Annotated in this window: 11 protein-coding genes; 7 read left to right on the plus strand and 4 right to left on the minus strand. The window is 61.7% G+C overall.

Annotation, left to right across the window (positions count from 1 at the left end):
• Positions 1-39: 39 nt before the first annotated feature.
• Both AB6A69_RS10300 and AB6A69_RS10305 read right to left on the minus strand, forming a co-directional pair.
• The gene (locus AB6A69_RS10300) at positions 40-2481 is read right to left on the minus strand and encodes a tetratricopeptide repeat protein (RefSeq protein WP_371060690.1); all 2442 of its coding nucleotides are present in this window, start codon (positions 2479-2481) and stop codon (positions 40-42) included.
• A 199-nt stretch (positions 2482-2680) separates the two neighbouring features.
• Positions 2681-3364 carry a sugar transferase gene (locus tag AB6A69_RS10305; protein ID WP_371060691.1) on the minus strand — a complete coding sequence of 228 codons (684 nt, stop codon included), beginning with the start codon at positions 3362-3364 and terminating at the stop codon, positions 2681-2683.
• Positions 3365-4174: 810 nt separating this feature from the next.
• Here AB6A69_RS10305 and AB6A69_RS10310 point away from each other — a divergent pair.
• On the plus strand, positions 4175-4837 hold the full coding sequence (locus AB6A69_RS10310; protein WP_371060692.1) for a VPLPA-CTERM sorting domain-containing protein: 663 nt from the start codon (positions 4175-4177) through the stop codon (positions 4835-4837).
• Positions 4838-4970: 133 nt separating this feature from the next.
• Here the strand turns inward: AB6A69_RS10310 and AB6A69_RS10315 are convergent, their stop codons facing one another.
• Entirely contained in the window at positions 4971-5240 is a 270-nt protein-coding gene (locus AB6A69_RS10315; protein WP_371060693.1) for a hypothetical protein, read from the minus strand.
• Between the two features lie 246 nt (positions 5241-5486).
• On the opposite strand from AB6A69_RS10315, the gene AB6A69_RS10320 reads away from it, so the two are divergent.
• Positions 5487-5741 carry a hypothetical protein gene (locus AB6A69_RS10320; protein ID WP_371060694.1) on the plus strand — a complete coding sequence of 85 codons (255 nt, stop codon included), beginning with the start codon at positions 5487-5489 and terminating at the stop codon, positions 5739-5741.
• A gap of 88 nt (positions 5742-5829) precedes the next feature.
• On the opposite strand, the gene AB6A69_RS10325 is transcribed toward AB6A69_RS10320, so the two are convergent.
• Positions 5830-7167: an efflux transporter outer membrane subunit gene (locus AB6A69_RS10325; RefSeq protein ID WP_371060695.1), complete on the minus strand. Its 1338-nt coding sequence runs from the start codon at positions 7165-7167 to the stop codon at positions 5830-5832.
• Positions 7168-7805: 638 nt separating this feature from the next.
• Between AB6A69_RS10325 and AB6A69_RS10330 the strand changes: the two genes are divergently transcribed.
• The 5 genes from AB6A69_RS10330 to AB6A69_RS10350 all read left to right on the plus strand — a co-directional run bounded on the left by AB6A69_RS10330 (position 7806) and on the right by AB6A69_RS10350 (position 14274).
• The gene (locus AB6A69_RS10330; protein WP_371060696.1) at positions 7806-8687 is read left to right on the plus strand and encodes an ExeA family protein; all 882 of its coding nucleotides are present in this window, start codon (positions 7806-7808) and stop codon (positions 8685-8687) included.
• A complete protein-coding gene (locus AB6A69_RS10335) occupies positions 8684-10237 on the plus strand; it encodes a GumC family protein (RefSeq protein ID WP_371060697.1) in 1554 nt (517 codons plus the stop codon). The genes AB6A69_RS10330 and AB6A69_RS10335 overlap by 4 nt, the downstream gene beginning before the upstream one ends.
• 10 nt (positions 10238-10247) lie before the next feature.
• On the plus strand, positions 10248-11060 hold the full coding sequence (locus tag AB6A69_RS10340) for a CpsD/CapB family tyrosine-protein kinase (RefSeq protein ID WP_371060698.1): 813 nt from the start codon (positions 10248-10250) through the stop codon (positions 11058-11060).
• A gap of 134 nt (positions 11061-11194) precedes the next feature.
• On the plus strand, positions 11195-12928 hold the full coding sequence (locus AB6A69_RS10345; protein ID WP_371060699.1) for a type I secretion system permease/ATPase: 1734 nt from the start codon (positions 11195-11197) through the stop codon (positions 12926-12928).
• On the plus strand, positions 12925-14274 hold the full coding sequence (locus AB6A69_RS10350; protein ID WP_371060700.1) for an HlyD family type I secretion periplasmic adaptor subunit: 1350 nt from the start codon (positions 12925-12927) through the stop codon (positions 14272-14274). Before AB6A69_RS10345 ends, AB6A69_RS10350 begins: the two co-directional genes overlap by 4 nt.
• The last annotated feature ends 118 nt before the right edge of the window (positions 14275-14392 follow it).

Below are 14392 nucleotides of genomic sequence, written 5' to 3' on the forward strand. Positions count from 1 at the left end.
GCGGGGCAGAATTGGCACGCCGAGAGCGGCACCTTGTGGTCACTCGGCGGCCTCCCCGGTCTTTTGTGCATCCAGCAAAGCTGAGATCTGTGCTCGTGCGGCCTCGATCTGTGGACGTGTGTCGCCTGGCCCCGCCACCTGCACCGCGCGCCGGAACCGTTCCAGCGCCTCGTCCATCCGTTCCAGCGACAGATAGGTCTGGCCGAGGTGGTAATTGACAAGGGGATCATCGGGCAGGCCGGCGGCTGCGGCCTCGAGGTAAGGCAAGGCCTCCTCGCTCGAGCCCCGGCGCTGCAAAATCCAGCCATAGGTATCCTGCACCGCCGGAATATCAGTGTCGCGGAAGCGACGCGCCACGGTCCACGCCCGTTCGAGGCTTTCCTCGTCGTCGCGATAGGTCGACAGCAGGCTGGCAAGGTTGTTGGCCACCACGAGCGCGTCCGAGTTCATCGCGTAAAGACCTTCGTAGATCTCGATCGCACCGTCGAAATCACCGTCCTGTTCAAGGAAGGACGCTTGCGCCCACAGAAGGGAGGGATCGGAGGGCATGTGCTCCAGACCCTCGGCGACCACCGCCTTTGCGGCATCCCTCTCGCCCTTGCGTTGCTGCAGCCGGCTGAGATCCAGCCAGATCCGCGCGCGGCGTGGATCTTCCGCCAGCAGGTCGCGGTAGATACCCTCGGCCGTGTCGAGGTTTCCGTCGAGAGCCTCCGTCGTGGCGAGGATGAAGCGCAGGTCGTCGCTTTCGGGGTTTTCGGCGGCCATTTCGCGCGCCAACTGAAGCGCGGCAGCCGCGTCACCGGCAGCCAGCCGGGCACGCAGCAGTGCGATCCTCGCGGCGAAGTCGGTGCCGGCGGATGAGGCAATATCCTCGAGATAGGCGATCGCCTCGTCTCGACCGCTCTGGCGATTGATACGTTCCGCCTCGATCGCGTTCGCTGCCGAACGGGTTGCCGCGGTATCAAGCCGGCGCAGCGTGTCCGCCACCTGCTGGGCCCGACCAAAATCCTGCATCTCCAGGTAAACCCGCCCCAGGGTGACAAGCAGGTCCGGGTGGTCGGCATTCAGCCGCAGAGACGTGATCAGAAGATCCTCCGCTGGCAGATAGCTTTCATCTGCCATCAAGACCCGCGCATAGCGGACGGTTTCTTCCGGTGCATTGCCAGAAGCCTCGACTGCCAGCGACAGGAATTCGCGCGCGAGTTCCGGCCGACCGCTTCGGGTGTAGGCATCGGCCATCAGCGTCATGGCCTGCGCGTCGTCAGGGCTGCGGTCGAGTGCCGTGCGTAGTGCGGCGATTGCGGCATCGGTCTGATCCGACTGGATAAGCCATCGGGCGCGCATCTTGAGCGCCTCAGGTTGCTCCGGATCCTCCGAGAGAACTTCCTCGACCTCGGAGCGGGCGCCGACGTCATTGCCCATGTCGAGAAGCATCCGAGCCAGGGCGACCCTCGCCTCGAGAATCCGGGGCGAATCCGCATGGGCGTCTACGGCGCGCTCGAGGGTGGCCAATGCGTCTTCGCGCTGGCCGGACGCGAAATCGAGCCCCGCGTCGATCATCAGGAAAGGAAGAGGATCGTCGACGCCGTCGAGCATTTCGGCGATTTCGGCCTTCGCGGCCGCGATCGATCGGTATTCCGACAGGAATCGGATCAGGTCGACCTTCCGTACAGGATCATTTTCGGCCGCATCGGCGAGATCACGAAGAAAATTCTCGGCCTTGTCCAGATCATCGCGTGAAAGGTGGAACCGCAGCAGTGCAGCCTTGTAATCGGCGTTTTCGGGAAATCGTTCGATCATGTTCCGCAGATGCGCTTCGATCTCCTGCATGTCGCCCAGCTGTGCAAGCACGTTGAGACGCTGCTGATTGTAGAGCGGGTTGGCGGGGTCCAGTTCGAGCAGATGATCGATATCCTCAAGCGCGGTTTCCAGCTCGCCGTTTCTCAGGAGTTGATCGATCACGATATTGCGCAGGATCTGATCGTCCGGATCCTCTTCCAACAGGGATCTTGCGCGTTGCGCGTGATCCTCGGCGGCAGGCAGATCGTCCGAGATCAGGGCGGCGCGATAGCCGCGGGCGACGGCCAGGGGGACGACGCGCGGGTCCTCGGGGGCCAACGCCTCTGCGCTTGCACCGTGACGCTCCAGTTCTTCCCAGTCCGTAGCGGAGAAAGCGATCCGCGCCAGAGCGATTCGCGCGTCCAGGTCTTCGGGATACTGCTCGGCGAGACGCAGATAATGGCTGTAGGCCGCCTGCCGGTTGCCGCGCTCTTCAAGCATGATCTCGGCCATCAGGCGGCGGGCTTCCTGGTGGCTGGCATCCAGCTGGAAGACATTGCGCAAGGATACGACCGCGCGATCGTAATCGCCTTCCTCGGCGAGGGTGATGGCCGACTGGAAATGTTCTTCGGCGCGTTCCGCTGCCGTCTTGCACCCTGTCAGGCCAAGCATCGTCACCAGCAGGAACGCGAAAACCGTCAATGTTCTTTGATTGGGCACAGATCGAAGTTCCTAATATATCTTTTGGATGCGCCTCCGAGCGTAGCTCCAACAGGAGGCCGGACGGAAAGAGTCGCCTTAATACCAGTATAGAAAATTTCCGGCGCCGGAGCCATCGGTATCAGGGCAGGCAATCGCCGACGCCGTTCGCCCCGCGCAGAGGCAGCACGGGCGCGAGAGCTCAGCAGCCGGTGCCCCGCATGACGACAACGACCGTCTTGGCCAGAATGCGCAGATCCGTCCACAGGGACAGGTCCCGGTCATAGCTTTCATCGTATTGCACCCGTCCGGCGAACGAGCATGCGTTGCGATCCGAAATCTGCCAAGGGCCCGTGATACCCGGACGCAGCCCGTAATAGGCCGATCCGCTGTAAAGCGCCTGCTGCTCCACCATCATCGGGCGCGGCCCGACCAGGGACATCGACCCTGTAAGGACGTTCAACAGTTGCGGAAGCTCGTCCAGCGACCCCTTGCGCAGGATACGCCCAAGCGGCGTGATGCGAGGGTCATCCTTCAGCTTCTGCATACTCTCCCATTCCTCGCGGGCGTCCGCGTCCGCCACCAGGTGAGCCTCCAGCCTTGCATCTGCGTCGCGCACCATGGTGCGCAGCTTCCAGATCCTAAATATCCTGCCATTTCGCCCGACCCGAAGCTGGCTGTAGAAGGGCCTTCCGCCCTGCAGCGCCACCAGAAGGGCCAGCGCGCCTATGACGGGAACGACGACCGGCGCCGACACGAGCACGAGAGCCATGTCGAGAAACCGCTTCAGGCTGTCGCGATACAGCCGGAAGCCCGCGGCATCGCGGCCGGTAGCGACGGGCGCGCCCGAACTGTCCTTGTAAAGTGTGGTCAACTGGATTGTCATGGCAGCTTGTCGGAGACCCCGACCCTTCCTCGCAACGATCGCACCACCGGTTCTTGCAGCCCGCCGGCGAGACCTGACTGGTTCACGTTACCTGCCCCCACGACGTTGAACGATAACGACGTGTCCAGATTCTGACAAGTTTTAGCCGCATTTGTTACGAAATCTTATTAAAAGGCGTGCGCAGCGGGCGATCTTTGCGCGATTGGCAACCATTGGCGGTATAAACGCCCGCAGGAATGGTGTGAATCGCCGTTCAACGACGATTGCCGCCCCCGCGCACCACCAGACAGCTCGACAGCGCGAATCGGCGGCGCGCGCCTCGAGGCAGCGCGTTGCACGGCGTTGCACGGTGTCGAGCCGTCCTGCGGTGCGACGCGGCACGATTGAGAACAGGAATCGCGCGGCCTGAAGACCCCGGGCGAGGTGTTGCCCTGCTCCAGTCCACCGTCTGGGAACAATTGCCCGATTTTGAAGGAATTATTTCCGCTCCAGCATCCGCGGCAGCCCGGCCCGCGCCAACTGCGCAAATCCGACACATGGGGCGCCCCGTCGATGCCGGGCACATCCTGGGCGATTCGCGTTGCCGGATGCATTGAAGCGACAACCCTGGCGTGTCTTTCGGCGCCCGAGCACCGAACCTCGCCCGCCTTCGGGTTGCGCAAGACAACAGAACACGCGTTATAATTTGACTCGCGGCAAAATTAAGGCATCATTGTGGAGCGTTCGAGAGGCTACGCCACGTTACGCTGGCGTGCACGGTATCCGACACCGGGTATGATCTCCTCTCGGACAAGTTGGGGGATACGTGAGATGTTCGGATTTAAGAAAATTCTGGCGGTGATCGGCGCCGCGGCAGTATTCACTGTGGTCCTGATCGGTGGAGCGAAGGACGCCTCAGCTTCACTTGTAGGATTGGGCGACTGCTTTGGCACGAGCGGAAATGGTAATTCGTTCGATGTGACGAACAACGTCGAGCCAACGACATCGTGCTTTTCGCTGGAGGGTCTCAGTGATGGATCTGGTGACAAGCTGGACGAGCTAAACGGTGTCGAGATCAACGGCGCAACGGGCGGGTGGAATACACTTGGGAAATTCGAGCCGCTGGGAAGTAATACTAATTTTGCAGTCTTAGGAAATGACAGCCTTAGTGGAAAGTGGAAGCTCTTTGACGCAGCAACCAGCCTGTATGGCGAGTTCATGATGGTCTTCAAAGCTGGTTCCGACAGTGCGGCTGGTGGTGACGGTAACACTGATCCGGCTGCTTTCGTCGGATACATCTTGAACGGTACGAGCGGAGAATGGTTTTCGCCACTGCTGGACAAAGAAAACGGAGAGGCGAGAGACGTGAGCAACGTAGAGCTCTATGGTCGCGGTGAAGCTCCGGTCATCCCCCTGCCCGCTGCCGGCTGGATGCTTCTATCCGCCCTTGGTGGCCTCGGGCTCGTGGCGCGTCGCCGCCGCAAGGCGAGCTGACCTCGAAGGGGTCTCCCCGACCCTCGCCGGTCGGAGCTGAAGAAAAACGGGCGCGGGTCCTGTCCCGCGCCGTTTTCGTGTTTCGGGGTCTTCAACCCGGGGCCCGGCCCGCGCGGCCTCCGGCGGGGCGCCCTCATCGACGGGTCGAAAAGGTGGCCGGCGCGAGCGACGGCGCGCAGTCCGGCTTTCCGCCCGACCCGGCATTTCCCACGGGGCCGTTGCGGCGCAGCCGCGCGGCGTGCGCGCTCCGCAGCAGCCCGATCCCCGACATCAGAAGCGGCACGGCGAGACCCGTCAGGAAATAGACCGCGATGCCGGTGCCCCATCCCGCCCCGGTCAACAGGACGATGGCCAGGGCTAGGACCGCCCCGGCAACACCGCCAAGAAGGAACGCCACGCACATCATGCCACGTTCAAATCGTGGCGGCCCTTTGGCGTCGGCTGCATCGAAACGGATCGCGCCACTGGTCCATCCCTCCCGAATCTGCCGGCACGGCCGGCCTTCGATCGCGCCGTCGCGGCAGGAAGCCTGCACACCGCCCCGGCGCCAAGTTTGTCAGCCTGTCGGACGAAAAAGGTCAAAATGTGGCGCGCCGCACCCGCCATTCGGGACGAGGGCGCCTCTTTATCGCCATTTTTAACGGCAACGATGCCGATGCAGTTGGAGATCGAGGCGATCATGGACCCGCAGAGCCGCTTTGACAGACAGACCCCGGCGGAAGTGCCGGCGGCCCTGCGCGGAACGCGCGAGGGTCTGATGCATCTCTTCCGCGCGGCGAACCCTGTAGAAAGGCGCCCTGAAGAGATGCCACGGCCCGGCGCATCACCGCCGCCGCCGTCCGAGCCCGCGTGCGCCTCGACCGACGCGCTCCTGGTCCGGGACGAGTTCCACTTCACGTTCTAGGCTGCGTGGGCTCGACACGGCGCCACCCTGCTGAGCAGGCCCGCGGCCGGGCAGGCCGTGAAGCGTCTCATTGAAGTCGCCCGGATATTCAATCCGCGCCGGCTTCGTGCCCCTGGCCCAGCACCGCTTGCAGGACGATGTAGTCGACCGCGACGTCGCGCAGGGTGCGGGCCTGCTGCAAGCGCGCATCGGCCAGCGCCCTCTCCCGGTCAAGGACGTCCAGAACCGTGATCTGACCGCGCTTCGTCAGAAGATCGCGCGACAGGCTGAGCGCCTGGCTGTTGATCCCGACAAGCTTAAGCGCCTCGTGCTGCGCCGCGATCGACGCCTGTAGGCCCGCCTGTGCGTTCTCGACCTCTTCCACGGCCGCGAGCACGAGGCTGCGCCAATCGAGATAAGCCTGCCGGACCTTCGCCTCTGCGGCGTCCACCGCGGCGGCCAGGGCAGGCTGGTCGAACAACGGCACGATCAGCCCCCCGATCAGGCTTTCGCTGACGGCCCCACCGTTGTGCGGAAAGGTGATGTCGCCGCGCAGCGAAAGGCTGGGGTATCGTGCGGCCTCGGCCGCACCCAGATCGGAGATCGCCGCGGCGTAAAGCCGTTCCGCCCGCCGGATATCCGGGCGCGCCCGCAGGAGATCGGCCGGAACGCTTTCTGCGATACGCATGGAGGGCGCGGGCTGCTGGCCGCGATACCCGAGATCCAGGGGCAGGCTGCCCACGGGAACGCCAAGCAGCGTCGAAATCCGGTTACGCTGGCGCACGACATCGGCCTGAAGGACTGGAATTTGTGCCCGGGTCTCGCTGACCAGGGACTGCGCCCTCAGCACGTCGAGACGCGTGGCCTCGCCCGCGTCCAGAAGACGTTGAACGTCTGTTACCGTGCGTTGGCGCGATGCCAGATCCTGTTCTCTCGCCGCGAGGCTCGCCTGGGCGAATCGCAAATCGGCGTAGGCAATGCCCAACTCCGCCAAGACGGTTCGGCGCGCCTCGACGGTCCCGAAGCGCGCGGCTTCGAGCCGCCGCGCCGCGCCTTCGGCCCGCCGACGCTTCTCGCCGGCCAGATTGACGCGCATACCTACACCCAGCGTGGTATCGCTGGCCGAAGATATCGAAGACCCAGTGGTCGTCAGGTCTGCATCCCCGTCAAGGAGCACGCCATCCCGGCGCGCCAGCGCCTCCGCCTCGGCCAATCTTGCGCGGGCTTGCGCAAGCGAGAGGTTTTCCGCAAGCGCCGCATCGACCAGTCGATCCATCAGGGGGTCGTTGAAATGCTGCCACCAGCGCAAATCCTCGGCGCTAGCCTTGGAGACGGGAGCCAGACGCTGATAGCTGTCGGGCAACTCCATTTCGGGCGGCGTGAAGACTGGCGCCGTCCCGCACGCCGACAGGAGGAGGACAGCCCACAAAACCTGGACTTTTCGCATTTGACCGCTCTTTACTGCCTCGGGGCGCGCCCATGCCTGTGCCGGCACTTTTGAAGTGACGCCCGTTATTTTCGGAACGTAACATAGCCTGAGGGTGACCTTCGGTTCGTCACCAGGATCATCGCGCCTTTGTGCCAACGCGTGGCCGAAACACAACACGACGATGCAACACGTCATTCCCGAGGATCAAATGCCACGGAGAGGGACACCTCCGGGCAAATATCATGGCGGCTCGCGCGCGACCCACCCGCCGCGAACAGACTGGGCTATCGAACACCGACCCCGAAGCTCGCGAAGCGATCGGCTCGGCCCTCCAGAGTCACTTTGGCAACCACCCCAACCGTAGCGTTCGGACCTCGCATGCGCCAAATTGCAATCTTGACCACTCCAGCGGAGCAAGCCAATGTTTCCGCGCGTAGGGAGGCGCCGATACTGGCCGACATACTCAGCCTTGTCTTGCGCAAGCCACTCGCGCCGCCATCTGACTCTGCAAGAAAGGCAGCTGCGGTGTGTTCGCATGTCAGACGCGATCCGTTTTTGCCTTAATCACGCCTTCTAAACACTTTAACGCCGTATCGACTGTTGAGATCCCGCATGCCACTTCATAGATGACGAGCAGGTTTTTGGACACTGTTTGAATGAGCGCGGCGCTTTACAATGAGCACTTCGGGTTCCGGGACCGGCCCTTCAGCCTGTCACCGGATCCCGACTTCCTGTTTTGGTCGCCGAGCCATAAACGTGCCTTCGCGGTCCTGGAATACGGTCTCGTGACGCGTGCGCCATTGACCGTGGTCACCGGCGAGGTTGGCACTGGCAAGACCACGCTGGTCCACGAACTGCTGCGCAGGACGGAGGCTGACCTGACGGTGGGTCTGCTGTCCAACGCGCGAGGTGATCGCGGTGATCTTCTGCGCTGGGTTCTCAACGCGCTGGACATACGCTGCGATCATCAGGCCGACTACGTTACTCTTTTCCAGATGTTTCAGGATTTTGTCGTGCAGGAGTACGCCGCCGGGCGTCATGTGGTCCTTATCGTGGACGAAGCGCAGAACCTTGGGGGCGAGACACTCGAGGAGCTGCGCATGCTGACCAATATCAACTCGGGCAAGGACGAGTTGCTGCAGATCATTCTGGTCGGGCAACCTGAACTTCGCGATCTCATCAGGCAGCCCTGGCTACGACAGTTTGCGCAGAGGGTCACGGCAGTCTACCACCTTGAGGCTATGGATCTCGCGACCGCGCGGGACTACGTCCGTCACCGGATGCAACATGTCGGCGGGCGGGGCGACGAGATATCGGATGACGCCCTTGCACAGATTTACAAGGAGGCAGAGGGTATCCCGCGTATGATCAACAAGCTCTGCGATCTCGCCCTCGTGTACGCAGCAAGCACGGAAGCGCCGCAGGTCGATGCCCGAGTCGTCTCGGAGTTGATACGCGACGGCTTGATACTGAAACCCATCTCACCCTCAGACCCGTCGACGGGCGGAGCACCACCACAGAAAAGAGCGGCCGAATGAATCTCGATCTTCGGTTCTACTGGGCGATCTTCTTGCGCCGTCTGCCGGTCATGTTGCTGTTCATCCTCGTCTGCGCAGGCCTTGGCGTTGTTACGGCGATCAAGCTGCCAGATACCTATACGGCCTCGGCGCGGCTTCTGGTTGAGGCCCCGGAAATTCCCGAACGCATGGTCGCATCCACCGCGCAGACGGATGCGATCGAGCAGCTTGACATCGTGCAGCAACGCCTGATGACCAGGGCAAACTTGATCGATATCGCGAACCGCTTTTCGGTCTTCGACTCCATCCGAGAGATGGAACCCGACGAGGTCGTGTCCCGGATGAGGCAATACACCTCGATCCGCCGCAACGCGGGGCGCAATGAAGCGACGACGCTGACAATTGAATTTGAGGCGAGCAACCCGCAGATCGCAGCGGATGTGGTCAACGAGTACGTTACCCTTGTTCTTGAGGCCAGCACATCCAGCCGCACGGAACGCGTTGGACGCACGTTGCAGTTCTTCCAGCAGGAAGTGCAACGTCTGGGTGAGGACCTCGACAGGCAGAGCGCCGCCATCACCGCTTTCAAATCCCGAAACGCCGATGCATTGCCTGAAGACCAAAGTTACCGATTGGGTCGTCAGACGCTACTTCAGGAGCGGCTGGGACGGATCGAACGCGATATAAGCGCAGCCGAGTCGCAGAAACGCGAGTTGACCCAAATCTTCGAAACCACTGGAAGGGTGCGTCCAAATTCCGGCCAGACCTTTCGCACACGTGAGGAGGAGCAGCTCATCATCGCCCAGGGTGAGCTTCAGAATCTGCTATCCACATATTCCGAGAGCAATCCACGGGTGCTGCGAGTTCAGGATCGAATCAAGCGGCTTGAATCGGTCGTCGCGGCACAGAAGGCCAGCCGCTTGTCGACGGATGGTGAAGAGGCTTCATCGCCCCAAGAATTGCTGTTCAACGCGACGATCGCGGAGATCGACACCCGGCTGGAGGCGCTTCGCGCTGAGGAGGCGGCGACACGTACCGAGCTTGATGCCCTTCAGGAGGCGATTGCACGCAGCTCTGTCAATGGCATCGAGCTCGCCGCGCTGGAACGGGACTACGAGAACCTTCAGGCTCGCTATAACGCCGCGATAAACAATCTTAACCAAGCGCAAATGAGCGAGCGAATCGAAACCACCTCGCAGGGCCAGCGTATCACTGTTATCGAGAACGCCAACGTGCCACGTGTGCCAACCGGACCGGACCGTCCGCGTATCGCCATAATGGGCCTGGCTGTTGGATTGGCGCTGGCGGGTGGCTATTTTCTGATGCTGGAGGCGCTCAATCGCACGGTGCGCCGGCCCGCCGAACTAACCGCCCAATTCAACATCACCCCGATTGCCACCATTCCGTACATGGAAAGCCGCGGCCACCGGCTCGCTCGGCAAGGCGGCTTGGTTCTGGCACTTCTCATCGTGCTGGCCGGGGTGCCTTCGGGGCTTTGGTATATCGACACTTATTATCAGCCACTCGAGCTGATCGTTCAGAAAGCGCTAGACCGCGCAGGTCTGGGGTAACGGAGAGGCAATGGAAAAGCTGCAGGCAGCGCTGGAGCGCGCGCGCAAGGTCCGGGAGCTTGAAACGCGTACTACGCGACCGGTCTCGACGCTTCCGGAGCCAGATCAAGCCAAGGACGCGTTGGACAGAAGGTGGAACGCCCTTGACAGGCTAGAAGTAGATCCCCGACACCTGAAATCGCGTCGCGTTGTCACGCACGCCGCCTCTGAGGCAGCGGCCCCTTTCGATATCCTGCGCACCAAGGTGCTGCTGCAGATGCGCCAGCATGGTTGGAAACGGCTCGCGATCACCTCTCCCATGCCGTTCTCGGGCAAAACGACCACGGCTTGCAACATGGCTCTTGGTCTTGGCCGTCAAAATGATCTGCGGGCGATGCTCTTCGATCTGGATCTGCGCGCGCCCTCGATTCATCGCTTCTTCGAGTTCACGCCCCCGAACGGCATCGACGAGTTGCTGACCGGCAAGACCGATTTCGCCAGCCAGGGCTTGAGGATTGGTGACAATGTGGCGGTGTCCATGGCACGCGGCCAGATCGCGGACCCGACAAGGCTCCTCCTGGCCGAGAAAACCGCCGAAACGCTCGATCAGATCGAAGCGGAGTACGAGCCGGATCTGATGATCTTCGACCTGCCTTCGGTGCTCGTGAACGACGAGACGCGGGCCTTTTTGAAGAATGCGGACTGCGCGTTGATCGTGATCCGGGCGGATACGACGCAATATGGCCAGTTCGACACATGCGAGCGCGAGATCGGTGAGCACACCAACGTACTGGGCGTGGTGCTGAACGCGTATCGTCACGGCAAGAGAGCGCCGCGCAGTTGACAGCCGCCTTCTCCTTGGGTGCAAACAGTCTGTTTCCATTTTCCATGTAGTGTTACGAGGGAGGAACGGTGAGGCCGGAACCGCCGAGGGCCGGCCCAATATCGTCCGGTGACACAAAGGGAACAGGGCCGCACATGGCACGAGTGGAACAGGCAGGCGTGGACGAGCTTCGGAGGGCGCGAAACCTTGGACGCGCCCTTCTCGTTTGGGCCTTCATATTCTCGATCTTCGTCAACCTGCTGATGCTGACCGGGCCGCTTTACATGCTGCAGGTCTATGACAGGGTGCTCGCCTCGAGATCTGTCGAAACGCTCGTGGCATTGACGGTTCTCGTTGCGGCGCTTTACGCATTCATGGGCGTGCTCGATTATGCCCGCGGCAGGATCATGGCGCGGGTCGGCGCCCGCTTTCAGAGCGCGCTCGATATCCGTGTGTTCGAAGCAACGTTACGTCGCTCGGTCGACCCGCGGGAGCGCCTCGTGGCAACGGGCGCTCAGCGTGATCTTGACGCAGTGCGCGATCTTTTCACATCGCCGGTCCTTCTGTCGCTGATGGACATTCCATGGACGCCGATCTTCATCGCGGCGATCTTCCTGTTCCACCCGATGCTCGGGTGGCTGGCCGTGGTCGGGGGGGCGATCATCGTGTTGACCGCACTTCTCAACCAGATACTTACGTCGCGCCGAGTGCGCGAGGCCCAGTCCAGCACCGAAGCCGCGCAAAGTTTTGCCGAGGAGGCCCGCAACGGGCGTGAGGTACTTCTCAGCCAGGGTCTGCGTCGTAGCATGCAAGATCGTTACCTCGCTCTGCGCGACACGGCTCTCGAGGCCACCATATCGGCAAATGACTGGACCGGCGTATTTTCTGCCTTCACCAAGTCCTTCCGGCTATTCCTGCAATCGGCCATGCTGGGCGCCGGGGCCTACTTCGTGTTGCTGGGTCAGATGACACCCGGCGCGATGATAGCAGGCTCCATCCTCCTCGGCAGAGCGTTGGCACCGGTCGAACAGGCGATGGGGCGCTGGCCGGTGCTTCAGCGCGGACGGTCTGGCTGGCGGTCGCTAGGCAAGTATCTGCACGCCGTTCCGGTCCTGGCGCCCCGTACTGCGTTGCCGACGCCAAAAGCGAAACTCACGGCGGTCGGACTGACCATCGTGCCGCCCGGCGAGCGTGTGCCGGTCTTGCGCAACATCTCATTTTCCCTAGAGCCCGGTCACGCTCTGGGCGTGATAGGACGCAGCGGTTCCGGGAAATCCAGCCTTGCCAGGGCTCTTGCAGGTTTCTGGCCGATCGCCGCAGGCGAGGTCAGGCTTGGCGGCGCAACGCTGGACCAGTACGATCCGGACAGTCTCGGCCAGCATATCGGCTACCTTCCGCAGACAGTGACCCTGTTTTCCGGCACGATCGCCCAGAATATTGCGCGCATGTCGGACGCAGCCGACGACGCGATGATCATCGACGCAGCGCGCCGCGCGAATGCCAATGATATGATCATGCAATTGCCCAACGGTTATGACACGCACCTGAATGGTGCGGAGAACCTCCTCTCTGGCGGGCAGCGCCAGCGTATCGCTCTAGCCCGGGCACTCTATGGCGACCCGGTACTCGTAATCCTCGATGAGCCTAATTCGATGCTCGACGCTGATGGTTCGGCTGCGCTCAATTCGGCTGTGAGAGAATTGAAGGAACGGAAGAAGATCTTGATGGTGCTGACGCATCGGCCGCAGGCCATTGCCGAATGCGATCGGCTCATGGTCCTCAACAAGGGCACGATCATGGCACTGGGCCCACGCGACGAAGTTCTCGAGCGGACGGTATCTAATGTGCGGCCATTACGTGAGTCTCTTGGACAGAAGGTCGTCCCATGAAGCGGTCGAACAGAACGCGAGGCAAAGCGGAATACCGGACGGAAACGCCAGAACGAGCCGCGCGGTGGTCGGGAAGGTTTCCCCTTTGGTCGGGTATTACAGCGCTTGTGCTGCTGGTTGCAGGGCTCGGAGCCTGGTCCTTCGGCACGACACTGGCCGGCGCCGTGATTGCCCAAGGGATCGTCCAGGTTGAAAGCAACCGCCAGGTCGTGCAGCACCCGCAAGGCGGCGTTATCGACGAAATCCTAGTCAAGAACAGCGATGCCGTCAGAAAAGGCGAGGTTCTGATACGGCTGGATGGACGCCGCCTTAAATCCGAGAGAAGCATCGTCGAGCGTCAACTTCTCGAAATCGGGGCACGCAAGGCTCGGCTGATCGCCGAACGGGACAATGCGAAGACCATCGATTTTTCGCAATTGAGTCGGGAAGGAGCTGCGAACCCACCAGGACTCGAGCAGATCATGCAGGGCGAAGCGACGTTGTTTCATGCCCGCCGGGAAGCGATCGAGCAGGAGCGCAGCCTTCTTGCGAAACAAAACGATCAGATCGAAAGTCGGATCCTCGGTATAAGAGCCCAGATTTCCGCACTCAGGGTTCAGGCAGAGTTGGTGCTTGCCGAGCAGCAAAGCCAAGAGCGCCTTCTAGAGCAGCAACTCTCTCAAGCCGGGCGGGTAAGCGAGCTTCGACGCGAACACGCGGGCCTCCAAGGCCAGATCGGACAACTGGAGGCTGAGCTTGGGGCGCTCCGTGGCGAGGTCACCAGCAACGAGATCACTGCCCTCCAACTGGAAACCCGGCGGCGCGAAGATGCCGTGACGCAGCTCCGGGATCTCGAGTTCAGGGAGATTGAACTTGCCGAACGACTGATCGTTTTGAACGACAGCCTGTCACGCCTCGAGATACGGGCGCCTGTCGCAGGCATTGTTTACGGAATGTCGGTTTTTGCCGTTGAGGCCGTGGTTCAAGCTGCCGAGCCGTTACTTTATATCATACCCCAAGATCAACCTCTCGTGGTGTCCACCCGGATCGAGGCGATCCATATAGACGAGATCTACCAGGGTCAGGAGGCCGAATTGCGCTTTCCTGCATTCGATCAGCGTCGCATGCCTGAAATTCGTGGCCAAGTCACAAGAATATCAGCTGACGTTTTGGAAGACCAAGCGACCGGGCTATCATTTTATACTGCCGAAGTTCTGCCGCTCGATGCCGAGTTGAACAAGCTGGGCGAGCAGGCTCTGCTACCAGGAATGCCGGTCGAAGCCTACCTCCGCACCCGTGACCGTACCCCCATCGACTATCTGACCGAACCGCTGACCATCTTCTTCACCCGCGCTTTTCGGGAGTGACTTTTTGCCAATGTTCTGAAGCTCGCTATTGAACGCCGCGGTGAACCCCGCCGGGTTTGCCGGAGGCTGATTTCGGATAGTTACGCTGCCATGGTCTGAGTTTCCAGAGTGGCGTGGT

Source organism: Rhodosalinus sp. 5P4 (genome assembly GCF_041365695.1).
Classification (GTDB): domain Bacteria; phylum Pseudomonadota; class Alphaproteobacteria; order Rhodobacterales; family Rhodobacteraceae; genus Rhodosalinus.